This is a genomic window from Janthinobacterium longum (assembly GCF_051380735.1).
GTDB lineage: Bacteria > Pseudomonadota > Gammaproteobacteria > Burkholderiales > Burkholderiaceae_D > Janthinobacterium.
In genome coordinates this window covers 146,086-172,236 of the sequence record NZ_JBNYXQ010000002.1, presented here as the reverse complement: position 1 = coordinate 172,236, position 26,151 = coordinate 146,086, and the positions used below count along the sequence as shown (strand labels likewise).

The 26,151-nt window shown below is 56.8% G+C and carries 30 protein-coding genes, 1 tRNA gene and 1 pseudogene; 19 read left to right on the top strand and 13 right to left on the bottom strand.

Annotated elements, in window-relative coordinates; genetic code table 11:
* The 5 genes from gspG to gpmA form a co-directional block, all read right to left on the bottom strand.
* Complete coding sequence (gene gspG, locus ACQ4WM_RS09065; RefSeq protein WP_436546376.1) at nt 1–453, bottom strand: type II secretion system major pseudopilin GspG; 453 nt, start codon at nt 451–453, stop codon at nt 1–3.
* A 101-nt stretch (nt 454–554) separates the two neighbouring features.
* On the bottom strand, nt 555–1,328 hold the full coding sequence (locus tag ACQ4WM_RS09060) for a HesA/MoeB/ThiF family protein (protein ID WP_436546375.1): 774 nt from the start codon (nt 1,326–1,328) through the stop codon (nt 555–557).
* Nucleotides 1,325–2,827 carry a S41 family peptidase gene (locus ACQ4WM_RS09055; protein ID WP_436546374.1) on the bottom strand — a complete coding sequence of 501 codons (1,503 nt, stop codon included), beginning with the start codon at nt 2,825–2,827 and terminating at the stop codon, nt 1,325–1,327. The genes ACQ4WM_RS09060 and ACQ4WM_RS09055 overlap by 4 nt, the downstream gene beginning before the upstream one ends.
* A gap of 32 nt (nt 2,828–2,859) precedes the next feature.
* Nucleotides 2,860–4,389, bottom strand: a complete 1,530-nt coding sequence (locus tag ACQ4WM_RS09050; RefSeq protein WP_436546668.1) for a murein hydrolase activator EnvC family protein — start codon at nt 4,387–4,389, stop codon at nt 2,860–2,862.
* 77 nt (nt 4,390–4,466) lie between these two features.
* The gene (gene gpmA / locus ACQ4WM_RS09045) at nt 4,467–5,213 is read right to left on the bottom strand and encodes a 2,3-diphosphoglycerate-dependent phosphoglycerate mutase (protein ID WP_436546373.1); all 747 of its coding nucleotides are present in this window, start codon (nt 5,211–5,213) and stop codon (nt 4,467–4,469) included.
* 106 nt (nt 5,214–5,319) lie between these two features.
* Between gpmA and ACQ4WM_RS09040 the strand changes: the two genes are divergently transcribed.
* The 5 genes from ACQ4WM_RS09040 to ACQ4WM_RS09020 all read left to right on the top strand — a co-directional run bounded on the left by ACQ4WM_RS09040 (nt 5,320) and on the right by ACQ4WM_RS09020 (nt 8,317).
* On the top strand, nt 5,320–5,766 hold the full coding sequence (locus tag ACQ4WM_RS09040) for a rhodanese-like domain-containing protein (RefSeq protein ID WP_436546372.1): 447 nt from the start codon (nt 5,320–5,322) through the stop codon (nt 5,764–5,766).
* Nucleotides 5,767–5,809: 43 nt separating this feature from the next.
* On the top strand, nt 5,810–6,076 hold the full coding sequence (grxC, locus tag ACQ4WM_RS09035) for a glutaredoxin 3 (protein ID WP_436546371.1): 267 nt from the start codon (nt 5,810–5,812) through the stop codon (nt 6,074–6,076).
* Between the two features lie 171 nt (nt 6,077–6,247).
* Nucleotides 6,248–6,718 (top strand): protein-export chaperone SecB, encoded by a 471-nt coding sequence (gene secB, locus ACQ4WM_RS09030; RefSeq protein WP_436546370.1) that lies wholly within the window; start codon nt 6,248–6,250, stop codon nt 6,716–6,718.
* Nucleotides 6,719–6,831: 113 nt separating this feature from the next.
* Complete coding sequence (locus ACQ4WM_RS09025; protein WP_436546369.1) at nt 6,832–7,275, top strand: SH3 domain-containing protein; 444 nt, start codon at nt 6,832–6,834, stop codon at nt 7,273–7,275.
* A gap of 4 nt (nt 7,276–7,279) precedes the next feature.
* Nucleotides 7,280–8,317 (top strand): NAD(P)H-dependent glycerol-3-phosphate dehydrogenase, encoded by a 1,038-nt coding sequence (locus tag ACQ4WM_RS09020; RefSeq protein WP_436546368.1) that lies wholly within the window; start codon nt 7,280–7,282, stop codon nt 8,315–8,317.
* 6 nt (nt 8,318–8,323) lie between these two features.
* On the opposite strand, the gene ACQ4WM_RS09015 is transcribed toward ACQ4WM_RS09020, so the two are convergent.
* The 4 genes from ACQ4WM_RS09015 to mscL are packed head-to-tail and all read right to left on the bottom strand — an operon-like array spanning nt 8,324 to nt 11,056.
* The gene (locus ACQ4WM_RS09015) at nt 8,324–8,665 is read right to left on the bottom strand and encodes a cupin domain-containing protein (RefSeq protein ID WP_436546367.1); all 342 of its coding nucleotides are present in this window, start codon (nt 8,663–8,665) and stop codon (nt 8,324–8,326) included.
* A gap of 17 nt (nt 8,666–8,682) precedes the next feature.
* The gene (locus ACQ4WM_RS09010) at nt 8,683–9,378 is read right to left on the bottom strand and encodes a DUF2461 domain-containing protein (protein WP_436546366.1); all 696 of its coding nucleotides are present in this window, start codon (nt 9,376–9,378) and stop codon (nt 8,683–8,685) included.
* Nucleotides 9,379–9,399: 21 nt separating this feature from the next.
* Nucleotides 9,400–10,563: a Do family serine endopeptidase gene (locus ACQ4WM_RS09005; RefSeq protein WP_436546365.1), complete on the bottom strand. Its 1,164-nt coding sequence runs from the start codon at nt 10,561–10,563 to the stop codon at nt 9,400–9,402.
* A gap of 40 nt (nt 10,564–10,603) precedes the next feature.
* Nucleotides 10,604–11,056 carry a large conductance mechanosensitive channel protein MscL gene (gene mscL, locus ACQ4WM_RS09000; RefSeq protein ID WP_436546364.1) on the bottom strand — a complete coding sequence of 151 codons (453 nt, stop codon included), beginning with the start codon at nt 11,054–11,056 and terminating at the stop codon, nt 10,604–10,606.
* A 425-nt stretch (nt 11,057–11,481) separates the two neighbouring features.
* Here mscL and petA point away from each other — a divergent pair, with 425 nt between their 5' ends.
* The 11 genes from petA (at nt 11,482) to ACQ4WM_RS08945 (ending at nt 21,595) form a co-directional block, all read left to right on the top strand.
* Nucleotides 11,482–12,090 (top strand): ubiquinol-cytochrome c reductase iron-sulfur subunit, encoded by a 609-nt coding sequence (gene petA, locus ACQ4WM_RS08995; protein WP_308923431.1) that lies wholly within the window; start codon nt 11,482–11,484, stop codon nt 12,088–12,090.
* A gap of 2 nt (nt 12,091–12,092) precedes the next feature.
* The gene (locus tag ACQ4WM_RS08990; RefSeq protein WP_436546363.1) at nt 12,093–13,505 is read left to right on the top strand and encodes a cytochrome b; all 1,413 of its coding nucleotides are present in this window, start codon (nt 12,093–12,095) and stop codon (nt 13,503–13,505) included.
* Nucleotides 13,506–13,541: 36 nt separating this feature from the next.
* The gene (locus ACQ4WM_RS08985; protein WP_436546362.1) at nt 13,542–14,306 is read left to right on the top strand and encodes a cytochrome c1; all 765 of its coding nucleotides are present in this window, start codon (nt 13,542–13,544) and stop codon (nt 14,304–14,306) included.
* 123 nt (nt 14,307–14,429) lie between these two features.
* A complete protein-coding gene (locus tag ACQ4WM_RS08980; protein WP_008443913.1) occupies nt 14,430–15,041 on the top strand; it encodes a glutathione S-transferase N-terminal domain-containing protein in 612 nt (203 codons plus the stop codon).
* Nucleotides 15,042–15,249: 208 nt separating this feature from the next.
* The gene (locus ACQ4WM_RS08975; RefSeq protein WP_436546361.1) at nt 15,250–15,765 is read left to right on the top strand and encodes a ClpXP protease specificity-enhancing factor; all 516 of its coding nucleotides are present in this window, start codon (nt 15,250–15,252) and stop codon (nt 15,763–15,765) included.
* Between the two features lie 26 nt (nt 15,766–15,791).
* Nucleotides 15,792–15,867: transfer RNA gene (locus tag ACQ4WM_RS08970), tRNA-Thr, on the top strand.
* Between the two features lie 1,702 nt (nt 15,868–17,569).
* Nucleotides 17,570–18,103 carry a sigma-70 RNA polymerase sigma factor region 4 domain-containing protein gene (locus ACQ4WM_RS08965; protein ID WP_436546360.1) on the top strand — a complete coding sequence of 178 codons (534 nt, stop codon included), beginning with the start codon at nt 17,570–17,572 and terminating at the stop codon, nt 18,101–18,103.
* Nucleotides 18,103–19,113 (top strand): hypothetical protein, encoded by a 1,011-nt coding sequence (locus ACQ4WM_RS08960; RefSeq protein ID WP_436546359.1) that lies wholly within the window; start codon nt 18,103–18,105, stop codon nt 19,111–19,113. The genes ACQ4WM_RS08965 and ACQ4WM_RS08960 overlap by 1 nt, the downstream gene beginning before the upstream one ends.
* A gap of 444 nt (nt 19,114–19,557) precedes the next feature.
* Nucleotides 19,558–20,235, top strand: a complete 678-nt coding sequence (locus tag ACQ4WM_RS08955) for a GTPase domain-containing protein (RefSeq protein ID WP_436546358.1) — start codon at nt 19,558–19,560, stop codon at nt 20,233–20,235.
* Nucleotides 20,232–20,735: a hypothetical protein gene (locus ACQ4WM_RS08950; RefSeq protein ID WP_436546357.1), complete on the top strand. Its 504-nt coding sequence runs from the start codon at nt 20,232–20,234 to the stop codon at nt 20,733–20,735. The genes ACQ4WM_RS08955 and ACQ4WM_RS08950 overlap by 4 nt, the downstream gene beginning before the upstream one ends.
* 17 nt (nt 20,736–20,752) lie before the next feature.
* Entirely contained in the window at nt 20,753–21,595 is an 843-nt protein-coding gene (locus tag ACQ4WM_RS08945; RefSeq protein ID WP_436546356.1) for a hypothetical protein, read from the top strand.
* A 60-nt stretch (nt 21,596–21,655) separates the two neighbouring features.
* Here ACQ4WM_RS08945 and ACQ4WM_RS08940 read toward each other — a convergent pair whose 3' ends face one another.
* The 3 genes from ACQ4WM_RS08940 to ACQ4WM_RS08930 all read right to left on the bottom strand — a co-directional run bounded on the left by ACQ4WM_RS08940 (nt 21,656) and on the right by ACQ4WM_RS08930 (nt 23,501).
* On the bottom strand, nt 21,656–22,429 hold the full coding sequence (locus ACQ4WM_RS08940) for a hypothetical protein (RefSeq protein ID WP_436546355.1): 774 nt from the start codon (nt 22,427–22,429) through the stop codon (nt 21,656–21,658).
* Nucleotides 22,426–22,914 (bottom strand): Panacea domain-containing protein, encoded by a 489-nt coding sequence (locus ACQ4WM_RS08935; RefSeq protein WP_436546354.1) that lies wholly within the window; start codon nt 22,912–22,914, stop codon nt 22,426–22,428. Before ACQ4WM_RS08935 ends, ACQ4WM_RS08940 begins: the two co-directional genes overlap by 4 nt.
* 251 nt (nt 22,915–23,165) lie before the next feature.
* Nucleotides 23,166–23,501: a transposase gene (locus ACQ4WM_RS08930; RefSeq protein ID WP_436546353.1), complete on the bottom strand. Its 336-nt coding sequence runs from the start codon at nt 23,499–23,501 to the stop codon at nt 23,166–23,168.
* Between the two features lie 555 nt (nt 23,502–24,056).
* Here ACQ4WM_RS08930 and ACQ4WM_RS08925 point away from each other — a divergent pair.
* Genes ACQ4WM_RS08925 through ACQ4WM_RS08915 form a run of 3 tightly spaced genes read left to right on the top strand, consistent with a single transcriptional unit; the run spans nt 24,057 to nt 24,913 of the window.
* Entirely contained in the window at nt 24,057–24,434 is a 378-nt protein-coding gene (locus ACQ4WM_RS08925) for a hypothetical protein (RefSeq protein WP_436546352.1), read from the top strand.
* A gap of 57 nt (nt 24,435–24,491) precedes the next feature.
* Complete coding sequence (locus ACQ4WM_RS08920) at nt 24,492–24,656, top strand: hypothetical protein (protein ID WP_436546351.1); 165 nt, start codon at nt 24,492–24,494, stop codon at nt 24,654–24,656.
* Complete coding sequence (locus ACQ4WM_RS08915) at nt 24,653–24,913, top strand: hypothetical protein (RefSeq protein ID WP_436546350.1); 261 nt, start codon at nt 24,653–24,655, stop codon at nt 24,911–24,913. Before ACQ4WM_RS08920 ends, ACQ4WM_RS08915 begins: the two co-directional genes overlap by 4 nt.
* Nucleotides 24,914–25,312: 399 nt before the next feature.
* On the opposite strand, the pseudogene ACQ4WM_RS08910 reads toward ACQ4WM_RS08915, so the two are convergent.
* A pseudogene (locus ACQ4WM_RS08910) lies at nt 25,313–25,789 on the bottom strand (transposase); the annotation flags it as partial.
* Nucleotides 25,790–26,151 lie beyond the last annotated feature (362 nt).

Sequence of the window (26,151 nt, the reverse complement as noted above, 5' to 3'; positions counted from 1 at the left end):
TTACTGGTCCCAGGAGCCGATATCGGCGTCGTCGCCGCTACCGCCAGGCTGGCCATCGGCGCCCAGCGAGATAATGTCGACTTCACCCTTCAGGCCCGGCGACAGGTACTGGTATGGGTTGCCCCATGGGTCTTTCGGCATTTTTTCCAGGTAGCCGCCCGCCTTCCAGCCATTCGCGGCCGGGCCGACGGTCGGCTTTTCCACCAGCGCGCGCAAGCCCTGCTCGGTGGTCGGATAGCGCTGGTTGTCCAGGCGGTACAGTTTTAAAGCCTGCATCACGGTGGCGATGTCGACTTTCGCCGCCGCCACCTTCGATTCACCGGTGCGGGCGATCAGCTTGGGCACTACCAGCGAGGCGAGGATGCCCATGATCACCACCACCACCATGATTTCAATCAGCGTGAAGCCGCGCGCGCGGCGCTGCGGTATCGAACGATTTGCTGCGTTTTGCATAAGAAGAGAGAGAAGTAGGTCCGTGGAATGCAGAGTATAAAGCCGAAATATGACAAAGCCTGTCATATAGGGAGAATTTACGAAAATTTATCCCCGTGTGCTCAGACTGACAAGGCGCATTGGGCTGCTTTATCACCACAGACCAGGCAGGCCGGGTCACGCGCCACGCGCATGCTGCTCCATTCCATGTGCAGGCCGTCGAGCAGCAGCAGCCGCCCGGCCAGCGACTCGCCGATGCCCATGATTAGTTTGAGCGCTTCGGCCGCCTGCATGCTGCCGACCACGCCCACCAGCGGCGCGAACACGCCCATGGTGGAGCAGGCTTCTTCGGTGAATTGCTGGTCCTGCGGGAACAGGCAGGAATAGCACGGCTGGCTGCCGCTGCGCGGATCGAACACGCTGACCTGGCCGTCGAAGCGGATCACGGCGCCCGACACCAGCGGCACCTTGTGCGCCACGCAGGCGCGGTTGACGGCGTGGCGGGTGGCGAAATTGTCGGTGCAGTCGAGCACCACGCTGCTGGCCGCTACCAGCCCGGCCAGGCGGGCATCATCGACGCGCTCCTGCAAGGCAATGACGTCGATGTCGGGATTGATATCCACCAGCGTGCTGCGCGCCGAAGCGGTTTTCGGCTGGCCCACGCGCTGCGTGGTATGGGCGATCTGGCGCTGCAGATTGGTCAGATCGACCGTGTCGTCGTCGACCAGCGTGAGCTGGCCAACGCCCGACGCCGCCAGGTACATGGCGGCCGGCGAACCGAGGCCGCCCGCGCCGATCACCAGCACCCGCGCGTCAAGCAAGGCCTGCTGGCCTTCGATGCCGATCGCATCCAACAGGATATGGCGCGAGTAGCGCAGCAGCTGGTTGTCGTTCACGGTTTCTGGACGGGGATCTTCTTGTCTTCCGCCTTGATATCGGACTTGATCTCGGGCTTGTCGCTGATCTTGACCACCTTGGCGTCTGCCTTGGCGCCGGCCTTGGATAATTGCACCGGCAAGCCCTGGAAGTGGTTCAGCGCCTGCTGCAATTGAAAATCGTCCTTGCCGCCGTATTCCAGCGGCTTGCGTTTTTTCGCCGTGGCGATCAAGCGCTGCTCTTCTTCCAGCTGGCTTTGCACGGCGCCCATGGTGGGCGCGGCTGCTTCCGGTTTGCCATCGTCGCTGTTCAGGTGTTTTTCCAGGTCTGCTTCGCGCACGCGCAGGCTGTTCCAGCCGTCACCATCGGCCGTTTCATCGACCAGGATGTCCGGCACGATGCCACGCGCCTGGATGGTGCGTCCTTTCGGCGTGTAGTAGCGCGCCGTGGTCAGCTTGACGGCGGTGTCAGCGGTCAGCTGGCGCAAGGTCTGCACCGAACCTTTGCCGAAAGTTTGCGTGCCGATCACGGTGGCGCGCTTGTAATCCTGCAGCGCGCCGGCGACGATTTCCGAGGCCGAGGCCGAACCGGCGTTCACCAGCACCACCAGCGGCACGGTTTTCAGCGCGGCCGGCAGCCTGGCCAGCGGGTCGGTCTTTTCATTTGGGGGCGCATAGAACTCGCGGCGGCCATAAAATACCTGTTTCGATTCCGGCAACTGGCCGCTGGTCGACACGATCACGGAATTGCTGGGCAAGAAAGCAGCCGAAACGCCGATCGCGCCCGGCACTACGCCACCCGGGTCGTTGCGCAAGTCCAGCACCAGGCCCTTGAGCTTGGGATCCTGCGCATACAGGGCGTTGATCTTGCTGACCATGTCGTCGACGGTCGGCTCCTGGAACTGGGCGATGCGCAGCCAGGCGTAGCCGGGCGCGACCATTTTGGCCTTGACGCTCTGCACGCGGATTTCCTCGCGCACGATGGGAAACACCAGCGGCTTGCTGTCGCCCTTGCGCGAGACGGTCAGCACCAGCTTGCTGTTCGGCTGGCCGCGCATGCGCTTGATGACTTCGTCGAGCTGCAGGCCCTTGAGCGGCACGTTGTCAAGCCGGGTGATCACGTCGCCGGCCTCGATACCGGCCTTGGCGGCGGGGCTGTCCTCGATCGGCGAGACCACTTTCACGTAGCCGTCTTCCATGCTCACTTCGATGCCGATGCCGACAAACTTGCCCTGCACGCTTTCACGCATTTCCTTGAAGGCGTTCTTGTCGAGGTAGACCGAGTGCGGGTCCAGCGACGACACCATGCCGGCGATCGCTTCGGACAGCAGCTTCTTGTCTTCCACTTTTTCAACGTAATCGGTCTTGATCAGGCCAAACACGTCGGACAGCTGGCGCAGCTCGTCGAGCGGCAGCGGTGCGCCAGCCTTCTGGGCAATGGCCGGGAACTGCAGCGTGGCGCCGATGCCGGCCAGCAGGCCCACGCCGATCAAGCCGATACTTTTTACTTTAATGCCCATGTGTGTTTCGCAATCTGCAAGTACGTTGTTACTTAAAACCTGACCCAGGTGGCGGGATCGAAGGCACGGCCCTGATAGCGCAACTCAAAGTATAGCCCCGATTCTTCGTTGCCGCCGCTGTTGCCCGCGCTGGCAATCGCGTCGCCGCTCTTGACGCTGTCACCGGCACGTTTCAGCAATGACTGGTTATTGCCATAAATGCTCATGTACTGGCCGCCATGGTCAACGATGATCAAATTGCCGAAGCCGCGCATCCAGTCGGAAAACACCACGCGGCCGGCGGCCACGGCATGCACGTCGCTGCCCTCGCCGGTCTTGATGAACACGCCCTTCCAGCTAGGGCCATCACCGCGCTTGCTGCCAAAGCGGGCTGCGATCCGGCCGGCCACGGGTGGACGCAACTGCCCTTTCAGGCTGGCAAAGGCGCCGGCCGGCGGTGCGGGTGCCAGGGTCGGACGGGCCGGCTCGGGAGCCGGAACCGGGGCCGGTTCGGGCTTGGGTTCCGGCTTCGGTTCGACCTTGGCTATCTGTGGCGGCTCGTCCTTGTCGATCGGATCGAGTTTCACGGGCGGCGCCGGGACCGGGACCGGGACCGGCACAGGTACTGGCACCGGGGTCTGCGGTTTGATCTTGCCCGATTTGCTCTGCTGCTCCCGCGCCAGGCGTTCGCGTTCGGCCAGGGCCCGTGCTTGCGCCTGGGCTTCCACCCTGGCGCGCGCGGCGAGCAAGCGCTCACGTTTTTCTTCGGCGGCCTTGGCGGCAGCCGCTGCTTTCTCGGCAGCGCGTTGTTCGGCCAGCAATTGCTGGCGTTTCTTTTCAGCGGCGGCCGCAGCCGCCTGCTCTTCGATCAGCTTGGCCAGCTTGTCGACCAGGTCGCCCATGCGCTGCTCGTCGCGCGCGACACTGCCCGCTTCCTTGCGCTTGGCCACCAGGCGCTGCGACAGATTGGCCAGCAGCGCGGCGCGGCGTGTCTTTTCCTGTTCCAGCACGACTTTCTGGTCGCGCTCTTCCTGGGCGATTTCTTCCAGCTCATCCTTGGCGTTCTGCACGTCGGCCTGGTTTTTCTCCACCGCCAGCAGGTTCGCGCGCAACGATTCGAGCAGGCGCGCCTGCGCCTGCGACACATAGGCCATCAGTTGCAGGTCGCGGTTGATGCGGTTCGGATTGTCGCCCGACAGCAGCAACTTCATGCGGTCTTCATTGCCGGCGACATATTGTTCGCGCAGCAATTTCGACAATTGTGCTTTTTGTTTTTCCACCGTCGCCGTCAGCTCGCGGTGTTCCTTGCCCAGCGCGGTGAGCTTGACGCTGGTCTGGTTCTGCTCCTGCGCCAGATCGCGCAGGGCGCGGTTGGCGTTGGAGATCGCCTCTTCCGACTCGGCCAGGGTATCGGCCGCGTCGTCCTTGGCACTTTCGGTCTGGCTGATGTCGCGTTTCAAGGCCGTCAGCTTTTGCTGCAGGCCGGCGCGCTGCAATTCCGCAGCCGCCTTCTGCTTGCTGCGTTCGGTGGGTCTGGCGGCATGCGCAGCGCCGCAAGACAGCAGCAGCGCCAGGCACAACACGGCGCCGGCACGCCAGGCCGGCTGGGGACGTTCAGCAGAGGGGGCGATCACTGTGCCACGGAAGAAAGACTGCAAAGTTACTTGGCCTTCCCTTGGTTCGCCACGGCGGCCTGGGCCGCCGCAATTGCTGCCGGATCGCCCAGGTAGTAATGGCGGATCGGTTTCAGGTCGGCGTCCAGTTCATACACCAGCGGCTGGCCGTTCGGGATGTTCAGGCCGACGATATCGCTGTCGCTGATGCCGTCGAGCATTTTGATCAGGGCGCGCAGGCTGTTGCCGTGGGCCGAGATAATGATCTTCTTGCCGGCGCGAATGGCTGGTGCAATTTCTTCATCCCAGGCCGGCATCACGCGCGCCACGGTGTCTTTCAGGCATTCGGTCAGCGGGATCGACGCTTTCGCCAAGCCGGCATAGCGCGGGTCGTTGAACGAGGCACGGTCATCGCTTTCTTCCAGGGCCGGCGGCGGCGTGTCGTAGCTGCGGCGCCAGACCAGCACCTGCTCGTCGCCATACTTGGCAGCCGTTTCCGCCTTGTCCAGGCCCTGCAGGGCGCCGTAGTGGCGCTCGTTCAAACGCCAGTCGTTCTTTACCGGCAGATACATCATGTCCATTTCGTCCAGCGCCAGCCATAGCGTACGGATGGCGCGCTTGAGCACCGAAGTGTAGGCCACGTCGAAAGTAAAACCTTCTTCTTTCAGGATCTGGCCGGCAGCCTTGGCTTCGTTGATGCCCTTGGCTGTCAGATCGACGTCGGTCCAGCCGGTGAAGCGGTTATCGAGGTTCCAGGTGGACTCGCCGTGACGCATGAAAACGATTTTGTACATGGTTCTATCTTCTAAAAGGGTTCAATCAAAAAAGCAAAGGTAAAAAAAGAACTGTTCCGGCTTCTATTTTATAATGCGCGCATAACCTTAAACCATTGGACTCTTCGTGAAATTCATTATCGACCATATTTTTCTGCTTGCCATCGTCATCCTGTCGGGCGGCGCCCTGCTCTGGCCAATGCTGTCGATGCGCGGCAAACGCGCTACCGTACTCGAAGTGACGCAGTTGATCAACCGTGGCAAGACCATCGTGCTCGACGTACGCACGGCGGACGAATTCGCCAAGGGTCATCTGCCTGACGCGAAAAATATTCCAGTGGCAGAACTGGCAAAACGCATGGGCGAGCTGGAAAAATTCAAAACACGCCCCATTGTAGTGGTTTGCCAGAAAGGATCGCGCTCTGCAACCGCAGTTGCGGCGCTGACCAAGGCTGGTTATACCGAAGCGACCAGCCTGGAAGGCGGCATCGACGAATGGAGCAAGCAAGGCTTGCCGTTGAAAACGCCTTCGCTGGCCAAACCGTCACTGGTCAAACCGTCGCTGGCCAAATAAGGCCGGCCACTTTGCCACTGAGCACTCATACAAGGAGAACCCCATGTCCGTCCCCGTAACCGTGTATAGCACCGCCGTGTGCCCGTATTGCGTCCGCGCCGAGCGCCTGCTCGAGGCCAAAGGCGTGACCGTGCAAAAAGTGCGCGTCGATCTCGATCCTGCCGAGCGCATCAAGATGATGGAACGCACGGGCCGCCGCACGGTGCCGCAAATTTATGTCGGCGACACCCATGTAGGCGGTTTCGATGACCTGTATGCGCTGGATCAAGCCGGCAAGCTGGACCCCTTGTTAAATGGCATGGCAACCTGATATAAAGCGGGGTCGAGAAATTGCTTGGTTTTTGGCCGTATTGTTTTGATACAATTGCTCTCGCACCCCTGCAAGTTGCGCCTATCCGGCGCGGTTTGCCGCAAGCACCGTATTTGTACGCACCCTATCTGAACGGTGTGCCGTTCTTGTCCATTACAACGAAAGCGTTCCATGTCTGACGAAAATCTGCAACCAGTCTTCCAAATCCAACGCGTCTACCTGAAAGACATGTCGCTGGAACAACCGAATTCCCCAGCCATCTTCCTGGAACAAGAAGCACCGGCCATCGAAGTCGCTCTGGACGTGGGCGCCGAGCCTCTGGCCGACGGCATCTTTGAAGCCACCGTGACGATCACCGTGACGGCCAAGGTTGGCGAAAAAGTCGCTTTCCTGGTTGAAGGCAAGCAAGCTGGCATCTTCGAAGCACGCAACATCCCTGCCGATCAACTCGATCCGCTGCTGGGAATCGGCTGCCCGAACATTATCTACCCTTACCTGCGCGCCAACATCGCCGACGTGATCACCCGTGCCGGCTTCCCGCCAGTGCACCTGGCCGAGATCAACTTCGAAGTGTTCTACCAGCAACGTCAGCAAGCCATCGCTGAAGCCACTGCTGCTGCACCTAACGAAACCATCAATTAAGTTTTGCTCCACTTCGCCACCCCGTCCTGGGTTGGCCCGGCACGGCGGCTCGGTTATTTCGGCCGCCGTGTTTCATTCAAGGTTCACAAAACATCATGTTGAAAAATACGGTCATGAGCAAATTGCGTTGGTTGCCGGGCGCCCTGCTGTTGCTGGCCAGTGCCGCCAGCCACGCCGTCGACTTCAAGACAGTGGGCGCAGCCCCCGTGATCCTGTATGACGCGCCGTCCGCCAAGGGCGGCAAGTTGTACGTGGCGCCGCGCGGCATGCCGCTCGAAGTCGTGCTCAGCTATGGCGAATGGGTCAAGGTCCGCGACGCCAGCGGCGAAATGGCCTGGACCGAAGCCAAGGGCTTGTCCGCCAAACGCAACCTGGTGGCGCGCGCCGCCAACCTGAAGGTACGCGCCAGCCCTGACGAAACCTCCTCGCCGGTACTGCTGCTCGACAAGGGCGTGCTGCTGGAAATGATGGAACAGCCCGGAGGCGGCTGGATCAAGGTGCGCCACAAGGATGGCCAGGTCGGCTACGTCAAGACCAGCGAAGTGTGGGGTTTTTAAGCACATGACAGTTCAAGACAGCAATGCCGTCGTTGCACGCCGCCGCATCACCATCCTCGGCGCCGGCGCCTGGGGCACGGCGGTAGCGATGGCGCTGGCCGTCCGCCACGATGTGATGCTGTGGGGTCGCAACGCCGACGCCATGGCAGCCATGGCCGCCAGTGGTGAAAACCCTTATTTGCCCGGTTTTGCACTGCCTGCGCAATTGACGGTCAGCGCCGATTTCGACGCCGCACTCCAGCACGCCAGCGGCGAACATGCGCTGCTGATCGCCGCCTGCCCGGTGGCCGGCCTGCGTCCGCTGCTGCTGCAACTGAAACACCAGAATATACCCAACCTGGTGTGGCTATGCAAAGGATTCGAGAACGGTACCGGCCTGTTGCCGCACCAGATCTTCCAGGAGATCCTGGGCAATGCGGTCGCCGGTGGCGCCCTGTCCGGCCCCTCGTTTGCACAGGAAGTGGCGCGCGGCCTGCCGTGCGCGCTGACCATCGCCTCGCACGACACCGAGCTGCGCGCCTGCGTGGTGTCGGCCTTGCATGGCGGCAATTTCCGCGTGTATGGCAGCGATGACCTGGTGGGTGTCGAAGTGGGCGGCGCCGTAAAAAACGTGCTGGCGATCGCCACCGGCGTGGCCGACGGCCTGGGCCTGGGCTTGAATGCGCGCGCCGCACTGATCACGCGTGGCCTGGCCGAAATTACGCGGCTGGGTACGGCCCTGGGTGGCCGGACCGAAACTTTCATGGGCCTGACCGGCATGGGCGACCTGATACTCACCTGTACTGGCGATTTATCGCGCAACCGCCGCGTCGGCCTTGGCCTGGCGCAAGGCAAGCAACTGGCCACCATCGTGGCCGAGCTGGGCCATGTGGCCGAGGGCGTGCCCTGCGCCAGGGCCGTGCGCGAACTGGCGCAGCGCATGCAGGTGGAAATGCCGATTACCAACGCGGTGGCCGGCGTGCTGTTCGACGGCGACTTGCCGCAGGAAATGGTGCAGCAACTGCTGGCGCGCGATCCGCGCGACGAAGCGAACCGGGTATAAACAAGCTTAGCGGCCGGTCCTGGCCAGCAAGATAGTCAGCAACACCAGACTATCTTCGCGCGCTTCCAGCGCATGGGCCTGGCCGCCGCTCAGGTACACCATCTGGCCCGGCCCCAGCAGCTGTACACCGCCGTGGGCATCGAGCGCAACCTGGCCTTGCAGGCACAGCAAGGTGACTTCGCCCGGCACATGATGTTCGGGCATGGTCTTGCCCTTGGGCATGCACATGCGAATCAGCTCCAGTTCGTCCGTCCTGGCCAGCGCGATGGCGGAAAACTGCGTCAGGTTCTCGCCACTGGCCCCCTGCACATCGATTATTTGCCCTGAAGTTGCATGGTTCAATGCCATCCTGTGCTCCTGTTCAGTTAGTCCGCCGCTTCCTCGGCTTCTTCCTTGGCGCCGCGCATCCATTCGACCAGTGGAAACGCATCCTTCAAGCCTTCGGCCATCAGCGGCAGCAGTTTTTCCGGCTCGTTCAGTGGCAACGGCAACTCGGTCCAGACAAAAAAGCTTTTCAGCTTGATGAATTCGATATGTTCGGCATCCGGCGAAAAACCTTTGGGTGGACGCTGCAGCTTGCCCTCGTCCTGAATGGTGCCGAAGCGGGCCTTCAGGCGCTTATTCTTGAGCACTTTGGAAAACCCTGGCGCGTCGTTGACCATATGCTCGCGCAACGCCTTGAGCCGGCCCGGCGGCGGCATGTATTCGCCGGCGCCAAACAGCATATTGCCATGACCATCGATCTGCACATAGTAAGTGGGGCCGCCGGCCTTGCTGGGGCGGCGCATGTCGTTCGGTGCAATCGCCGCCGAAAAGCGCGTTTTATACGGGCTCTTGTCATGCGCAAAGCGCACGTCGCGGTTGATGCGGAACATGGCTTTCTTGGGATTGCAGAATTTCACGGCCGGGTCGAACTTGCCCAGCTCGCCGATCAGGCTGGTCACCAGCGCCAGGAATTCCTCGCGCAGGATGTCGTAGCGCGGCTTGTTCATGACAAACCAGGGACGGTTGTTGTTTTCGCTCAGTTCACGTAAAAATTGGGTCAAATCACGCACATGCATGTGTCGGTTTCCGATTCGCGGCTATTTGTTGAGATCCTTGGGGATGGGGCGCTTGCCCACCACCACGTCGAGCGCCGCCTCGCGGTTCTTGCGCAGTACCGTCATTTTAGCTGTTTCGCCAGGCGGCAGCTGGGCGATCAGGTTCAGCATTTCGGTGGTGTCGCCGACTGGCTTGCCATTGACCGCCAGCAAAATATCGCCCGGCTTGATGCCGGCCTTGTCGGCCGGGCCGCCGCGCACCACGCCGGCGATAATGGCGCCGGTTGAACGCTGCAGGCCGAAGCTTTCGGCCAGCTCTTTGGTGATGTCCTGGGTTTCCACGCCGATCCAGCCGCGCACTACATGGCCGTTCTTGATGATCGCTTCCATCACCGTCTTGGTGGTGGAGACGGGAATGGCAAAGCCGATACCGACCGAGCCGCCGCTTTGCGAATAGATGGCCGTATTGATGCCGATCAAATTGCCGCGCGTATCGACCAGGGCCCCGCCCGAATTGCCGAAGTTGATGGCCGCATCGGTCTGGATAAAGTTTTCAAAGCTGTTGATATGCAGGTTGTTGCGGCCCAGGGCGGAAATAATGCCCATGGTCACCGTCTGGCCCACGCCGAATGGGTTGCCGATCGCCAGCACAGCATCGCCCACGCGCGCCTGCTCCGACTGTCCCAGCACGATCACGGGCAATTTGTCGAGCTTGACCTTGATCACGGCCAGGTCCGTTTCCGGGTCCAGCCCCACTACCTGCGCCGGCGCCTTGCGACCGTCGGTCAGCACGACTTCGATTTCGTCGGCACCTTCGACCACATGGTTATTGGTCAGGATATAGCCTTCGTGGCTGACGATCACGCCCGAGCCCAGGCTGTTTTTCAGGCCGCCGCCTTCGTCGTCCATGTCGGGCGTGCGCTCGCCGAAAAAGCGCTTGAAGAAGGGATCGCGCATCAAGGGATGCGCGCCGCGCTTGGGCGCCTGGGTAGTCAGGATATTGACCACCGCCGGCATGGCGCGCGCCGCCGCATCGCGGAAGGATCCGGGCGCCAGGCTGCTCGAGGCCGTCTCCACCACGGGAATCGGCGTGGCGGGCGAACCCAGTTGCTGGAGCCGGCTGGCCGGGCGCAAGGCACCATAAACAAAATACAGTGCCAGCGCGATGGTCACGGTTTGCGCAAACAACAACCAGAAACGTCGCATAAAACTCCACCCAGGTCAGCCGGCCCAGTGCCGGAACGGTTTATTGTGCCAGATCGTTGTTTTTTGGTGTGCCTTTGAGCGCGTCGCGTATCTCGCGCAGCAACATGATGTCTTCCGGCGTGACCGGTGGCGCGGCCGGCGCCGGCGGCGGCGTATTGGCGCGGCGTGCCTTGTTCATCAGCCGTACCATCTGGAAAATGATAAAGGCAAGAATAATGAAGTTGAGCAAAATGGTCAGGAAGTTACCGTAGGCCAGCACGGCGCCCGCTTTCTTGGCTTCCACCAGGGTCATGCTGGTGGCCTGGCCATTCAGGGGCAGGTAGTAATTGGCGAAATCGAGACCACCAAAAATGCGGCCGATCGGGGGCATGATAACGTCTTGCACCAATGAATCGACGATCTTGCCGAAAGCGCCGCCGATGATCACACCGACTGCCAGGTCGACGACATTGCCCTTCATCGCAAATTCTTTAAATTCTTTCATCATCGCCATCTTTTTCCCCTTCGGAATGTCTATAAAAACATGACGATCATACTATTGATTTCGTTTGCACCGAGATTTTGCATGTGCGCTTGCAGCATTGTTGCCGGGCTAAAGCTTTCTAGTTCGAAAGAACTAGCCACTGCCTGCAAAAGTATATAAATTATGGTACGGGCAACGTTTTGGTTTTATTCGCAGTTTGCTTCACTTATAATTTGCGGTTGCCAGCGGGGGCTTTTTTGCCCTCTGGCGATTAACAAGAAAATGGCAGGGGCTGCGCCATTTGACCGAAGTTCCGCAGGGATATTGCCACGTTGTCGTCCAAAGAGCGTACAAAGAGACGGCGCCTGGCAAACAGTGGGAAAGCGCTTCGGCGACGGATGTTTCGCGGCTGCCATTCATAATAAAGATTCGCATTTTGACTGATTGGGGTTTGCATGAGTAACGAAAAGCAGGTCGATTCAGGCCGCCGAGGCTTGCTCGTCGCCACGTGCGCGGCGGGCAGTGTAGTCGGGTTGGCAACCGCAGGAGCCTTGGTAAGCACCTTCCAGCCGTCGGAGCGAGCGAAAGCGGCGGGCGCGCCGGTCGAAGTGGATATCGCCACCTTGCAGCCCGGCGAAATGCGCACCGTCGAATGGCGCGGCAAGCCGGTCTGGATCCTCAAGCGCACGCCGGAAATGATCGCGTCGCTGAAGAAAACCGACGGCAAGGTCGCCGATGCCAATTCGCAACGCAATCCCGCCGAATTCACGCCGTCCTACTGCATGAACGAAGCGCGTTCCATCAAGCCTGAGATCCTCGTCGCCGTCGGTATCTGTACCCACCTCGGCTGCTCCCCTTCCTCGAAATTTACCCCCGGCCCACAACCATCGCTGCCAGATGACTGGGAAGGCGGCTTTTTGTGTCCTTGCCACGGCTCAACCTTCGACATGGCCGGCCGCGTGTACAAGAACAAGCCGGCGCCGGACAACCTGCAAGTGCCGCGCCATATGTACCTGAGCGACACCAAACTGGTCATTGGTAAAGACGAGAAAGGCGAGGCTTGATCATGGCTGCTTTCAAAGAAACCAAATTTCCGGCCGATGCCCCGGCCGCCGAAAAAGCACTGGGCTGGGTCGATGACCGCTTTCCCCTGACCAAGCTGTGGAACGACCAGTGGGGCAAATACTACGCCCCGAAAAACTTCAACTTCTGGTACATCTTCGGCTCGCTGGCAATGCTGGTGCTGGTGCTGCAGATCGTCACCGGCATCTTCCTGACCATGCACTACAAGCCGGACGCGGCGCTGGCCTTCAATTCGGTCGAATACATCATGCGCGAAGTGCCGTGGGGCTGGCTGGTGCGTTATATGCACTCGACCGGCGCCTCGGCCTTCTTCATCATCGTCTACCTGCACATGACGCGCGGCTTGATGTACGGCTCCTACCGCAAGCCACGCGAACTGATCTGGCTGTTCGGTTTCGCCATCTTCCTGTGCCTGATGGCCGAAGCGTTCTTCGGCTACCTGCTGCCATGGGGCCAGATGTCGTACTGGGGCGCCCAGGTGATCGTCAACCTGTTCGGTGCGATTCCCTTTATCGGCCCTGACCTGTCGCTGTGGATACGCGGCGACTATGTGGTGTCCGACGCGACCCTGAACCGCTTCTTCGCCTTCCATGTGATCGCCATCCCGCTGGTCCTGCTGGGCCTGGTTGCAGCGCATTTGATCGCCCTGCACGAAGTCGGTTCCAGCAATCCGGACGGCATTGAAGTGAAGGAAACCCTGGGCGCCGACGGCCATCCGCTCGATTCGATTCCATCGCACCCGTACTACACCGTGCACGATCTGTTCGGCGTGTCGATTTTCCTGGTGATTTTCAGCGCGGTAGTGTTTTTTGCGCCGGAAATGGGCGGCTACTTCCTGGAATACAACAACTTCCTGCCGGGCGACTCGCTGAAAACCCCGCTGCACATCGCGCCAACCTGGTACTTCACACCGTTCTACTCGGTGCTGCGCGCCACCACGGCCGACTTCATGTACGTGCTGATGGGCGCCGTCGCCGCCTACGTGGTGTTTATCTGGCTCAAGTCGCGCCTGTCGATCAAGGCCAAGACGGCGATCGCCGTGATCGCCCTGCTGGCCATCGTCGGCATGCTGCCACAGGTACTCGACGCGAAATTCTGGGGCGTGGTGTTCTTCGGCGGCTCGGTGGTGATCCTGGCCTTCCTGCCATGGCTCGATCATTCGCCGGTGAAGTCGATCCGCTACCGTCCGAACTGGCACAAGATTGTGTATGCGATTTTCGGCCTGTCGTTCCTGATCCTCGGCTACCTCGGTACCCAGGCACCGACCGACGCCAAGACCATCGTGTCGCAAGTGTGCACCCTGATTTACTTCAGCTTTTTCCTGTTGATGCCATGGTGGAGTGCAATGGGCAAGTTCAAGACCGTGCCGTCGCGTGTGACGTTTCACCCGCACTAAGCCGATCCCACGCCACGCTCAAAGGACATACATCAAATGAAGATTGCAAAAAAACTGCTCGCCATCTTGGCGTTCGTGCCGGCCATGGCCTTCGCCAACGAAGGCGGCTTTCCACTGGAAAAAGCGCCTGACCGCCAGACCAATATGGCGGCGCTGCAGCATGGCGCCAAACTGTTCGTCAATTATTGCCTCAATTGCCATGCCGCCGCGTCCATGCGCTACAACCGCCTGAAGGACCTGGGCCTGACGGAAGAGCAGATCAAGAAGAATCTGTTGTTCTCAGGTGATAAAGTGGGCGACTTGATGACCACCGCGCTGGCGCCGAAGGATGCCAAGGCCTTTTTCGGCGTGGTTCCACCGGATTTGTCGGTAATTTCGCGCGCAAAATCATCTTCCGCTGGCACAGGCGGCGACTACCTGTATACTTACCTGCGTACGTTCTATAAAGACGACACGCGGCCGACCGGCTGGAACAATATGGTCGTGCCAAATGTTGCCATGCCGCATGTGTTATGGGAGTTGCAAGGTATCCAGACTGCCAAGTTCGTGGAAGAGAATGATCCGCACGAAGCGGGCAAGAAAATCCACAAATTTGTCGGCTTCGAACAAGTCAAGCCAGGCACGTTGAACAAGATCGAGTATGACACTGCGGTGGCCGACCTGGTCGGCTACATGGAGTGGATGGCCGAACCGGCACAGCAGACACGCAAGCGCCTGGGCGTTTGGGTACTGCTGTTCCTGTCGGCTTTTGCTCTGCTGGCATGGCGCCTGAATGCGTCGTTCTGGAAGGAAGTCAAATAAAGCGAGGCACCGGCTTCAAGCCGGTTAATGCCTGTTTCTAGCGTTGTCCGCATGAGTGGACAAGCGACCTTGGGGTGAGCCGTTCGCGGCTTCACCCCCTTTGTTTCTAAGGAACTATAAAAAATGATGGTTCTCTATTCGGGTACAACCTGCCCATTTTCGCAACGCTGCCGCCTGGTCCTGTTTGAAAAAGGCATGGACTTCGAAGTGCGCGACGTCGACCTGTTCAACAAGCCGGAAGACATTTCCACGATGAACCCGTACGGCCAGGTGCCGATCCTGGTCGAGCGCGAACTGATTCTGTATGAGTCGAACATCATCAACGAGTATATCGATGAGCGCTTCCCGCATCCGCAACTGATGCCGGCCGATCCGCTGATGCGCGCCCGCGCGCGCCTGATGCTGTTCAACTTTGAAAAAGAACTGTTCGTCCACGTCCACGTGCTGGAAAGCGAACGCGCCAAGAGCAACGACAAGAGCCACGACAAGGCGCGCGCGGAAATTCGCGACCGCCTGACGACGCTGGCGCCGCTGTTCCTGAAAAACAAGTACATGCTGGGCGACGAATTCTCGATGCTCGACGTGGCTGTCGCGCCGCTGCTGTGGCGCCTGGACCACTACGGCATCGAACTGTCGAAAACGGCCGCGCCGCTGATGAAATACGCCGAACGCATCTTCTCGCGTCCTGCCTATATCGAAGCGCTGACGCCTTCCGAGAAAGTCATGCGCCGTTAAGATATCCCCATAAAGCTACTGCGCAGCCCGCTCTCGACTTGGCGTTACTCGCCGTACTAAAGTACGGCTGCGTTACTCAAGCCGATATCGGGCTTGCTCGCTACGCTTTCTGGGGCATCTTGAGATTTATCTCATCGCTCTGTTTCATTGAATCACCGGTGCGCCCGCCTTGCAGCAATGGCGGCGCTCTCGCCTCACAGTGCCTATCATGTCTGAAATCTCAACCAAACCTTATATGCTGCGCGCCATCTACGAGTGGTGCACCGACAGCGGCTACACGCCCTACCTCGCGGTCAAAGTCGATTCGCGCACCACGGTACCGATGGAATACGTGAAAAAAGGCGAAATCGTCCTGAACATCAGCTTCGGCGCCACCAGCGCCCTGAAAATGGACAACGACGCCGTGCGCTTCCACGCCCGCTTCGGCGGCGTTTCGCGTGAAATCTACGTCCCGGTCGACAACGTAATGGCCATCTACGCCAACGAAAACGGCCAAGGCATGGCATTCGAACCAGTCCTCGGCAACGACGACCCGCAAGGCCAGCCGACCGACAGCCCAGCATCAAGCGACGCCCCGCCACCACCCGCCCCGACGGCAACCGGCCCGACCCTGTCATCGGTCCCGACCGGCAACACCGGACCGAGCGAAACACGCGACACGCCACCCGGCGACGACGAGCCACCAAAAAAAGGCGGCCGCCCGACCCTCACACGCATTAAATAGCGTATAATTCGCAACGCACAGTTTTTGCCGACTTAGCTCATTTGGTAGAGCAGTTGATTTGTAATCATCAGGTGGCCAGTTCGAAACCGGCAGTCGGCACCAATAAATTCAAGCACTTAGCCCAATCCTCAGGATTGGGCTTTTTGCTTTCTGGACGCCATGTAACCCCTGTGTAACCCGGCTTGATCAATCAAGCCGGACTAACCAGCGGCCTGCCGCACCATGCACAGGTGCGGCACCCTTCTCTCAAAAACCAAGAACGCGCCGGATAGCCTCTACCGGCCAGGCCAAGCGGCCGTTCACACGAACCGGCCTCAGAGGCCCATTTTCGGCGGACGCCCATACCCGCAATGTCTGCGGTTTTCTGCCCAAGTGGTAAGCAGCACATGCGGTATCGACATGTGTCCGCCGTTCCAGGTCAAGCGGCGTGAAGCCCTGCCAAGATTGAGAGCCTGCCATCTGGTGCTGTACTGCTCGCGGTTGTTGCTGATCCATCCATCGCCTCGAAATTTGTGCGCCGAACAACAGGCCAACCTCAATGGTCAGCGCCACATTGTCCGGCACATGTCCGACAACGCCGGGGCACGGCCCCAGCCCAAGAATACTGTTCCGTATCGACGTCGCCCCTGACGCGCAGTCAATACGCAAGCACCTTTCGGCGCTTGTCCCCCACCCGGCTTCAGGCGCCGGGCGCAACTGCCATGCGGTCTCCCGCGTCGCGCTACCTGCAAAAAAGACAGGTCATTGGTGGCGCAACACCGGTTTTTCATATTCAGAGATGGGGACGTCAAACATCGTCCGGCCAATGGCTTGGCTCATGTGTTGGATCGACACACGACCAGTTAAAGCTGATGAGGAGAAGAGTCAGGATGAGAAAAACAGGCTTGCCGGGTTCTGGAGGCGATGATCCGCTTGTGAAACGTCGATGGCGTCTGCTATGCGTCGCTCATTGTTCTGCTGGACCGAGGTAGAAAGCAGTTCGTTGGTCAGTCAAGGGACGAAATAGAAATGGTACGCCATTCAAACTGGCGTTACTTGAAGAGCAATTCCCACCATAGCGGGCATTGTGTGTTGAGGTAGATATTTCAGTTTCAGGAAGTAAATCCCTGGCCATTCCGCAGAGCGAATCAGCATCATGAAGCAACACATATTACCTGTCAACAAGTTTTCAGCCATTAGCTTGAGGCATTAATACCCGTCTCTGCCTCCTGCAGACGCTGCGATAAAAAGGACGTTGCCACAGAGAAATTGGAGTGTTAAGATTTAACTGTCGCCATGCGGCATTATTGTAAATGCAATTCCCTGTCAAAAGTAAGCAACAAAGCAGTTCACAAAATCGGCAACTTCTGACGCGTTTTCCAGCAAACGCTTGGCGATTGCTCGGCAGAACGCGCTCAATATCAGCAACTCCTAGCACATCCGCAATTGCCGTATCCCTGAATCTTCTCGTGTGTACGCCTGACGTTTCGTAATATTCACGATTGTCACCTTGCTCGACCATCTGCAACGTAGTGCCAACGTCAGCTCGGGCAGGAACTTATGCGCCTGTCCTCTCCTTACACTGGGCCATACCCAACATCACCATTTTGGGCAATTCCTATTCTCTCCCACACCCTCCTCAACTCTTCTGCGCCTGCCTGAACCTTTCGTGAACAGCTTCACGAATAGGGCCATCTCGTCGATCCGCATGCAATGCAATACCCGGGTGCGACCGGGCGGATGAGAGCACTTCCTCGTCTATTCGCACACAACCGTGGTTATATTTTACTCATACCTGTATGCATATCGGATCAAGGAGGATGGCATGTTTTTTAGCACCAACGAAATAGCGCAACTTGCTACTTCATTCCCATGGGAACACGCGGCCCAAGTCAAAATCAAGGCCGCAAAATACGGCGTGGAACCGGACGACATCATCCAGGAAGGACGCGAAATAATCCTGGAAAAAGCTAAGGCATTCGACCCAGCCAAAGGTACCTTGTGCCAGTTCGTATTTGGCCAGTTGGAGAAAAGAATGCTCCGTCAGCTGGGCGCACACACGTTTGCTGTTTCCATAGACAGCAACGAACATATTGGTGAAAGTACACACAGCGTCATCGCCAATCTGGTGGCGCCAGCAGTGTACGACGACGACGACGACTACTTCCCGCCGCCTTCAGATCAATCCAAAATTTCTAAGGCTTTGTCGATCGCCAGTTTTGTGAGCGGAAAGTCGACTGCGGATCTTGCACGGGCCCTTGGCGTCACCCCGCGGCGAGTACGACAAATTCTGCAGCAAATTCGTGAGCAGTACGCGACATCGAACCAGTCTGAGCTTTTCTTTGATGAGGGGCGCTAATGTCATCAGGTAATTATCAAAAACATGCGGCCTCTCACGGTCCATCTCGCCTAGTCATAGCACTCAATTCTCTCTACGCGCGAAAGCTCGGGACGACCACGGCAGCATGGCTGTGTCAAGCTGAATACACCCAAAGGAAAGCCGGGAGCGGCTGCTGGTGGTTCAAAAAAATTCTCGCAGATAGGGATGATAATAATCAGATGATTTCACCCCAATGGGAAATCGACCAAAGCTTTGAGTATGAAACGGGCCTGACTCGGTCACACCAAGAGAAAGCCCGAAAAGCAGCGAAAAAACTTGGAGTGCTTCAGGAGCGGCGTTCGCGCAATGGAGGTCGACTCGATTACCTGGTCAATCTGGATCTGTTAGCTGAAATCGTGTCCAAGTGGGCCGATGAAGAGCGCAATTTCCAACGTTCAGAAGCGTCGGAAATCACATTCAGCAACGGTGAATCTGGCACTCTGGAAAGCGAAATTTCGCTTTCTAGTACAGAGAGTATACAGATTAAAAAAAGTAGAACTGCGCCATCAGGCTCATCAGCCAAGCATGAGAACAGTAGCAAGAAGCGACAACCAAGGGCCAAGATCGCTGGCGTACATTGCTGGAACGATCTCGACCAGAAACTTGCCAATACTATATTAGAAAAATATGGCGAGGAGGCTGTTTGCAACGCCGTATCACAACTTGAAAACGAGGGTGCAAAGCCATTGCCATCAGTCGTCGAAAAAATATTGTCACGCTCAAGCGCCAAGAATATGGTCGAAGAAACGCGCCAGCGGCTGGACAGCTATGACATCAGCGAAATCGACCGAAAGAGGCGAACAGCAGCACGTGACGCAGTGGACATGTTATCGCCAAGCGAACGTGGCAAGCTCATCAAAAAATTCATTGATGAAAACATCGGAGGGGACGCTACATCATTCGAACCTATCACAGGTGAGTTTCGCAAATTGGATGAAAAATTGCATTGCAAACGCTGGCTGGAGGCGCAGTTTATGGGTAAATTTTGATGCCGAAAAACTATGCGGTCGGATCGCCGACGGTCGAATCATTCGCTCACTCTGGCTGACGCCGTGTATCGGAAGAGAAACTTCGGTGCGGAGAAGCGCATACCGGTGAACGCAGTCGATGCACCTGCTTCCAAGATCGGCTGGCTATAGCGGTATCCCCTGACGGAGGCTCATGTGGCGTTTTGAAAGAACCTTCCCGTCCGGTCCACCATCAGGTAGGACTCCGTCATGTCATGTCATGTCATGTCATGTCATGGCATGTGCAGATCGAATAGCCCCTCTACGTATTCGCTATTGCTCAAGCAACTTATTCATGGCAAGATAATTAGTTTTCGCCTTTATCTTCGCTCTAGTCATTATCCGTCCACGCAACACAGCTAACTGACTCACATAATAGCGTGAGCTAATCTATTAAATGTGCAGTTATCCCTCGGAGTTTATTGAATGCCACTGCCACTAATATTTATAGCTATTGGTGTCGTGTCCTTGCTCGTTGGGACAACGATCGCCGTCAAGTGGGACTATATCCTCGTTACATTAAAAGGCAAGCGGCTCGCAGTCTTGGGCGCGCGTGGGGTGGGCAAGACACACCTTGTAAAGTTCCTGGCTACCGGCTCTATCCCAGTTGAGTACAAGCAGACGGTCGCTCCTGAGAAAACTTCGTCCCGTCGCTTTCAACTCAATGACCTCGACTTGAAGGTGAAAGATTCGCTTGATATATCTGGAGATAAGGCTGCCTACGGTGAGTGGAAGGAACTGTTCGAACAAGCAGATGTAGTGTTTTACCTCGTCCGCGCTGATCGGCTCATCGCCGGCGACCGTAACGTGGAGGCCCGAGTAAGAGATGACCTAAAGCACATTGGGGGGTGGCTAACATCCCGCAACCCGCGACCATTCATTTTTATCATCGGAACTCACTGCGACCTTGACCCTGAGTTCCGCAGCACCTCATCAGCCAAGATGGGTGATTACGTTGACAAGTTCAGGCAGATTCCCATCGTAGTGGAGCTCGTCGCACGTGCAGGCGGCGCACAACAAACAAAGGTCGTCTTAGGGAGCATGAAAAATACCCAAAATACCGAAGCACTCGTTTACCAAGTCTTTATGCAGGTGACTTCATGAGCGACAGGTTCATCCTTTGGGCTCAGGCTCTTGACAACGTTTCACCAGACCACTTCCAAGTGAACGGAAAGGTTTTGGCCCCAGACGAAACCATACAGCGCCAGGAAGTAGTGTCGGTAGTATCCAACGTCATCAAGAGGGGAGAACGGATCTGTGAGAAAAGTGGTGTGCTATTGACTGCCGATGAAAGCCACTTCGTCATGGAAATACCCTCCGCCCAACTCGACAGCGCAGGGAGATCCGCGCCGATAGTATGCTACGGCGACTACAACGCTACCGTTGATCCTGTACTTGGTGCCTCGGCTACAGTAATACTCGATGACTTTGCGAGGCGCATCGGACGCACGCTGCAGGCGGAGCACTTTGAACTCGTACAAGCATCCTTTGAAGCCCTAAAAAAAAAGTCCTCGACGACGAAGCTCATACGCATCTCTCGAATCGTGATAGCGAGCCTCGTGCTTTTCGCCATCGTCTACTGGCTAGCGCAAAATGGATCGTAGCCAAAGATAAGAAACAAATGCAGAAAGCTGTGCCTGTAATGGGCGAAACGACCACCGCGATCAACCACCAAGTATCAAATAAATTTCAATCTATGACGACAGGTTCCTTTCCCAACGATCCAAGTAGCCGAAAGGCTATTCTGGTTCTGCAACAACATGACCTTGAGAAGTGCGCTTACGAACCCGGCGCCGCGCAATCGCTTTTTGATGAGGAAGCGTATGTCCTCCAGTTTCCAGTTCGCTCGCAGAGCGAGGTGTCGCCAGCCCTTCGGAACATTATCGACTCGGGGCTTGCTCGTCCAGGTAGCATGCTAGTTCAAAGCCCCTTCGACGCAGACACCTACGAGGAGGCATCGCTTGCTCCACAGCGCTTCGCACTTGCCAAACACATGTATTTCTCCATGTTATGCATGTACCTCGGAGCAACGGAAGTCAGCGTGGAGCAAATCGACCTCCGCACGCGCACAGGCAAGACTTCAGTCGATGTTAGGGCGGAGCGGCTAGGAGCGAGCGGAAAAGTATCAATCGAGGCTGAAGAACTTGAGCGTTTCCGCGCCCAAATGAATCTATGCGACATGTTCACAGGAGGCACGCCCGACATTTTGACTGCCGAAAAGCTCCTGCGTCGCACCGGCTTACTAGCGGACCCGAACATGCGCACGCTCCTCGAAATGCGACGGGACGGCATGAATCAGCTGCTAACACGCAAGTTGACACTGAGCCTCTCGAACGAGGCAAAGAGTAATCTCAATGTTGCGGGACGACTAAAGGTACCTGAGTTCGTAACGCTTTCCGTCGAGTACGACCGGGTTATCAAGGAGCAACATGACTACACGTTAACCGTCCTCGTAAAATTTTGAAGCGATTACCAATAAGTTATTAAAGAGCAAAGCCACGGCAGTCGCACAGTTTGATACGTGCTAGGCCAATGCGACGAGTCCGGCTTCAAAGATGTCAAGATAGGACGCAGCTTTTCCCTGCGCTATAAGCTTGTCAGCATCTTCAACATCAGTACCATCAGCAACAGGAATAATAAAAGCCTCGCCAGGCTGTCGCTTAGTCCACTGGAAAGCGCTTTCAATCTCTCTATCGCAGCCACAGGGGCGACCTGCTATTTTTTTCAGAGCATTGACAGCGCTATATCGGATTGACGTGATTTCACATCCGAGCGGCTTACACATACGCACAACATAACCATTGAATTTGGAAGGCTGCGCGTTGTGCAACGGGTCTAGAAGGACCACTTGAAATACGTTATCCTCGTCCATGAACCCTACAAGTCGCCCCATTGCCTTAGACACCGAGATCTGAAAAAACGGAAACTCTTCCGCATTCTTGACATAGTCGTCGCCGATCCAATCGATGTCAGCGCGCTTGATTGGAATACTTCTCCATTTCCAATCGATATCGTGCATACGCAACGTCCCATCGGCGACTGTCCGGCTATCCAACACCGACTCAAGCGTAAGCGCTGACAATTCACCAAGTCGATACATCACGGACAAAGTCCATTTTTTATCAATTCTGTCAGAGTCCAGACCAAAGTTTTCGATCTCTTTGAAATAGCGGAATCCAAATGACCAGCGTTGATTGTCACGTTTTTGGGAACGTTTTAGAAGGTTTTTAAGATCTTCGCCTTTGCCGCCTTCACCAGACTTTTCGGCGCGAGCGCGCGCCGCGTCCTTGATGCTCATCGTGAGTTAGCGACTTCGAGGGTTTGTTTGTAATACGAGGCCATAAGCTCTTCGTCTATCTCGGTCTCGCATCGAGCCGAATTAGACAGACCACCGCGCGCCTGAATCCATGGCTCTTCGTCGTGCGTCATACGTTCCAACTTAGTACCAGAGTAGGATGCATAAGCTTCCAATATCTCGTTAACGAAGTCAGCCGCATCTCGATTCAAAGATTCACCTTGATTTTGTTCCACGACGTCATTGCTCGTGATAGCGTCGTACATCATGTGCGTTCTGGAAAAACGGTCATAAATTTCACGGTTCACAGGTCCATGGACCCATGCTTGAAATTTGGCGTCGAAAAGCGGTTTCTGCTTGATAGCAAGGTGCCAAGCTTGGATGTAGAACAACAACTTTTGGAGCTTCAACACATTCAAGCCAGCGCCAGCCTCTTCCAACTTGACTATTACGTAGTCTGCGACGCTGCCAATAGTTGCTTTTGTCATAAATTCTCCCATGAATGCATTGTATCACTTAGCGCCAGGGGCTTTTCAATACTTGATTATGCACTTGCTTCAGATGGCATCAAAATTCGCCGTTCGGACACGGTAACGTGTGGGTCGTAGCGACGGCCAAGCGCGGCACCAGCGCCACCAAGTCGCAGCGGCGGTTGGAACGATACTGTACTTCAGCCAGCTAGAGCGGCGGAAAAACTTGGCAAATTTGAAGGCTTGATGTGTGCCACATAAAGCAGTCTTCACGTTGCCAGTACCACGTTGAGCCAGCGGAAGGCGTCGATCTCGCTGCCGGTCTTGCCGCGCGTGGCATGGCGTATATTGTGCTCATAGCCGAACTGATCGAGGACGGCAAAACCGGACAGGCCGTCCGAGGGAAAGCAGGCGCTGGGCGGAATCGGCTGCCTAGCCCAAGGCGCTAGTGCGGACACAGAAAAACCGGCCACCGGATCGAAGCGCAATCGCTGCGGACGTACTTCGCTCATTTCGACCGCCGCCACGAATGGCACCTTTTGATCGATCCGTGGCCATGTCCGCCGCCGGGCAGCTCGCCGCCCGGATAGGAGTCGTCGCCCCACACCTCACCCTACAACGGCCGTGTCACTTCAACTTGAAAGATCACCTCCATCTGCTTGTGCCTGAGCAGCCAAGCCGTCTTCCAAGACACGCCGAGATGGCGCATCAGCGCCAGCGCCGCGATATTGGTTCTCGATTGTGTCATACAGTATATCGCCAGATACCAAGTGGTCAAAGACAGACGGCTGTGCTCTAGCATAGTGCTGGCACGCACGCTGGCCAGCGCGGCTGCGCACCGTGCTTCGGTGCCCTACTCCCGCAAAAATTTCGCGATGGATAATCCCTTATGGAACTGAGTCGGGCTGATCGACATGATGGCCCTCCCGTTTATGTTGTCAAACAAGCTTGGACAACAGGCGGCGATCAAGGTTCTGAGCCAAGAACATAATCAGGTAGATGTATATCACAAGAAATCGCCTGCAGGAATCAAGAATCCGTGGCTGCCGACACTCTTCCTTAGCTCTTAACTCGACTTGCGCAAGCACGCACGAGACTTACGATAACTCTTGTCGCGGTCGCATATGCCGCTCAACCGATCCTATTAAGGGAGTTATTTGATGAGTACCGATAAAGTCACGAACCTGACCATTTTTACTACCGACTGGACGAAAGAAGATCGCCGTTCCGTTAAGGCCTACCTCAATGGCAAAGGCGACGGCCGGGTCCTGTGGTGGAACATCAATCGTTGGCTTCACCAGCATTTCAGGCCCAAAGCTTCGCTCGACAAGATTATGTTTTGCTTCCACTCACGCCACCAAACGCTCACCTTGCTCAACCTGGAATATCGAGCCGACGTCCAAGAGGTGGCAAAGGCAATCCAGTCCGAGGGAGTTGTGGCAGGAATTCGATTCGCGATTTCCTCAGCCTGTAAGACGCGTTTGTCTGAAGGATACACGTACTCGCAGCTCTCCTGCCATAAGGACGCCAAGCCATGAACGAGGTTGGCGAATGCCGGACATAGTGGTTTCATCCTAAACATCATGAAGAAAAAAATGAACAAACTTATTGAGCATATTAAAAAAGTAGCGATCGAAGACACACGCCTTTTTTTCGAACCATTCGCTGCAGTGAAGCGCCTGATCCGCCGCGTGGCCACGGCCATCACTTCTAGGATCAAGCGATCAAAGCCAAAAGACAAGAAGGACGATGACCAATGAGAAGTGGCGCCTTCTATCTGTTGCTCTACTTCCATCCAATAGCGAAGATCCTCCTTACAATTGTGTGTCGGGTTTGCGGCTTCCTCGCAATCATCACGCTGGTCGGAATGTTCTTCAACGACTCTTGGGTGGGCATTATCGTGATTGCTGCGCTCTTCTTTTTGGTGTCGCTTAGCGCCTCGATTCTTCAGGCAAAGTACACCGGACTTCTGCTGAAACTCCAACCGGACGAGACTGAATACACTTTCTACGACTGATTGAACAGCCAAGGCAGGCCATCGCGTGATAGTCGGCCTTGGTTGGTACCCTGAGAAATAAAAGCGCACCATCCGTTTAGGTAATTTGCGCGGCTAATCAGCCAACGAGCGCTCGAATACCTCCGATATGTAGTTTTCCTGCAGACTCCTTCTGAAATAGAACATGTCTGTCCGCGACGTCTTTCCAAGAAGCAAGCTCTGGATTCCACCATCGGAGAGCTTTGTTGCACAAGTAAATTGAGAGCGTAATACCGGTTACCCCAAGCAGACCTAGGAGTCTGCGCGGCAGACCGATTTCGCTTCATTTTCCGACATTTTGAGGGGTGCTTTACGCCTTCCCAAGGTCGAGAAAGTCGATTCTAGAGCGTTCTGATAGGTCGAAAAATCGAGCCGTGATTTTCATTTCTTCTGCCGCGCACACTCCTGTGCCATGGCCAACGTCGTCGATGTTCGAAGCCTGGGCAAGCGATTGAGGATGGCTGCTCGCACTTGCAACTCGGCGGCCTAGTAGTCGAAATCGCGCGAATCACTGGTTCTCCTATCAGCTTGAAGCAGTGCATTTTGGTTTCCACTAGGCTGCGCCGATGGTAGCTCATCCACTTCTTCCATATTCGACGACCAAGGCGTCGCATGGCATGCAATATGGCATTGCGCGCATCAGCCTCCGGTCGACGGTCTTTCCCGGGCTTGCCGTTTTTGCGCGTCGGAATAATGGCCTGTGCGCCGCGTAGGGCAATAGCCTCATGGCAGGCCTTGTATCGTAGGCGTCAATCTGGTCGAGAAGCGATTACAGCATCGGCGATTGACGGCAGCTTTATCCGTGACCTCAACGGCATCAATTTCCAAGGTCTTGGCATCAATTCCAAGGTGTATCCGAGCTACAATTTAGGGACACCTCGGGCATATGTGCAACAAAGCCCTGCGGTAGTAAAAGATGGGCATCGCATTATTGGCTATCTTACAAGCGCTCCCCCATAATTTTTCATACACGTCGGCCAGAGAATCATTCTTATCAGCCCGACGCAGGTGAGTATCAGCCTCATCGGCCAACCGCACTATCCTTCCCACGAAGCGGCAACTGATCAGGTGGATACCCAACATTTCATTGCTATAATGCACAATGCCCTCGGACGACAGTTGCGACTATTTCAGTCCGGGTGTCGCAAGAGTGCAAGTAGGGCTTCGCTTCCTTGATCCACGCATCCCCTGGTAGTCAAGTCCGACTTTCACGTACTGTG

What these genes read in the sequence shown, in the direction of transcription:
- gspG (WP_436546376.1), bottom strand. Translation starts at nt 453, where the DNA reads ATGCAAAACGCAGCAAATCGTTCGATACCGCAGCGCCGCGCGCGCGGC.
- ACQ4WM_RS09005 (WP_436546365.1), bottom strand. Translation starts at nt 10,563, where the DNA reads ATGCGACGTTTCTGGTTGTTGTTTGCGCAAACCGTGACCATCGCGCTG.
- ACQ4WM_RS08935 (WP_436546354.1), bottom strand. Translation starts at nt 22,914, where the DNA reads ATGACAAAAGCAACTATTGGCAGCGTCGCAGACTACGTAATAGTCAAG.
- ACQ4WM_RS09015 (WP_436546367.1), bottom strand. Translation starts at nt 8,665, where the DNA reads ATGGCATTGAACCATGCAACTTCAGGGCAAATAATCGATGTGCAGGGG.
- ACQ4WM_RS08955 (WP_436546358.1), top strand. Translation starts at nt 19,558, where the DNA reads ATGCCACTGCCACTAATATTTATAGCTATTGGTGTCGTGTCCTTGCTC.
- mscL (WP_436546364.1), bottom strand. Translation starts at nt 11,056, where the DNA reads ATGGCGATGATGAAAGAATTTAAAGAATTTGCGATGAAGGGCAATGTC.
- ACQ4WM_RS08945 (WP_436546356.1), top strand. Translation starts at nt 20,753, where the DNA reads ATGCAGAAAGCTGTGCCTGTAATGGGCGAAACGACCACCGCGATCAAC.
- secB (WP_436546370.1), top strand. Translation starts at nt 6,248, where the DNA reads ATGTCTGACGAAAATCTGCAACCAGTCTTCCAAATCCAACGCGTCTAC.
- ACQ4WM_RS09010 (WP_436546366.1), bottom strand. Translation starts at nt 9,378, where the DNA reads ATGCATGTGCGTGATTTGACCCAATTTTTACGTGAACTGAGCGAAAAC.
- ACQ4WM_RS08980 (WP_008443913.1), top strand. Translation starts at nt 14,430, where the DNA reads ATGATGGTTCTCTATTCGGGTACAACCTGCCCATTTTCGCAACGCTGC.
- gpmA (WP_436546373.1), bottom strand. Translation starts at nt 5,213, where the DNA reads ATGTACAAAATCGTTTTCATGCGTCACGGCGAGTCCACCTGGAACCTC.
- petA (WP_308923431.1), top strand. Translation starts at nt 11,482, where the DNA reads ATGAGTAACGAAAAGCAGGTCGATTCAGGCCGCCGAGGCTTGCTCGTC.
- ACQ4WM_RS08925 (WP_436546352.1), top strand. Translation starts at nt 24,057, where the DNA reads ATGAGTACCGATAAAGTCACGAACCTGACCATTTTTACTACCGACTGG.
- ACQ4WM_RS08920 (WP_436546351.1), top strand. Translation starts at nt 24,492, where the DNA reads ATGAACAAACTTATTGAGCATATTAAAAAAGTAGCGATCGAAGACACA.
- grxC (WP_436546371.1), top strand. Translation starts at nt 5,810, where the DNA reads ATGTCCGTCCCCGTAACCGTGTATAGCACCGCCGTGTGCCCGTATTGC.
- ACQ4WM_RS08960 (WP_436546359.1), top strand. Translation starts at nt 18,103, where the DNA reads ATGTCATCAGGTAATTATCAAAAACATGCGGCCTCTCACGGTCCATCT.
- ACQ4WM_RS08990 (WP_436546363.1), top strand. Translation starts at nt 12,093, where the DNA reads ATGGCTGCTTTCAAAGAAACCAAATTTCCGGCCGATGCCCCGGCCGCC.
- ACQ4WM_RS08915 (WP_436546350.1), top strand. Translation starts at nt 24,653, where the DNA reads ATGAGAAGTGGCGCCTTCTATCTGTTGCTCTACTTCCATCCAATAGCG.
- ACQ4WM_RS09025 (WP_436546369.1), top strand. Translation starts at nt 6,832, where the DNA reads ATGAGCAAATTGCGTTGGTTGCCGGGCGCCCTGCTGTTGCTGGCCAGT.
- ACQ4WM_RS08950 (WP_436546357.1), top strand. Translation starts at nt 20,232, where the DNA reads ATGAGCGACAGGTTCATCCTTTGGGCTCAGGCTCTTGACAACGTTTCA.
- ACQ4WM_RS08975 (WP_436546361.1), top strand. Translation starts at nt 15,250, where the DNA reads ATGTCTGAAATCTCAACCAAACCTTATATGCTGCGCGCCATCTACGAG.
- ACQ4WM_RS08940 (WP_436546355.1), bottom strand. Translation starts at nt 22,429, where the DNA reads ATGAGCATCAAGGACGCGGCGCGCGCTCGCGCCGAAAAGTCTGGTGAA.
- ACQ4WM_RS09055 (WP_436546374.1), bottom strand. Translation starts at nt 2,827, where the DNA reads ATGGGCATTAAAGTAAAAAGTATCGGCTTGATCGGCGTGGGCCTGCTG.
- ACQ4WM_RS08965 (WP_436546360.1), top strand. Translation starts at nt 17,570, where the DNA reads ATGTTTTTTAGCACCAACGAAATAGCGCAACTTGCTACTTCATTCCCA.
- ACQ4WM_RS09020 (WP_436546368.1), top strand. Translation starts at nt 7,280, where the DNA reads ATGACAGTTCAAGACAGCAATGCCGTCGTTGCACGCCGCCGCATCACC.
- ACQ4WM_RS08985 (WP_436546362.1), top strand. Translation starts at nt 13,542, where the DNA reads ATGAAGATTGCAAAAAAACTGCTCGCCATCTTGGCGTTCGTGCCGGCC.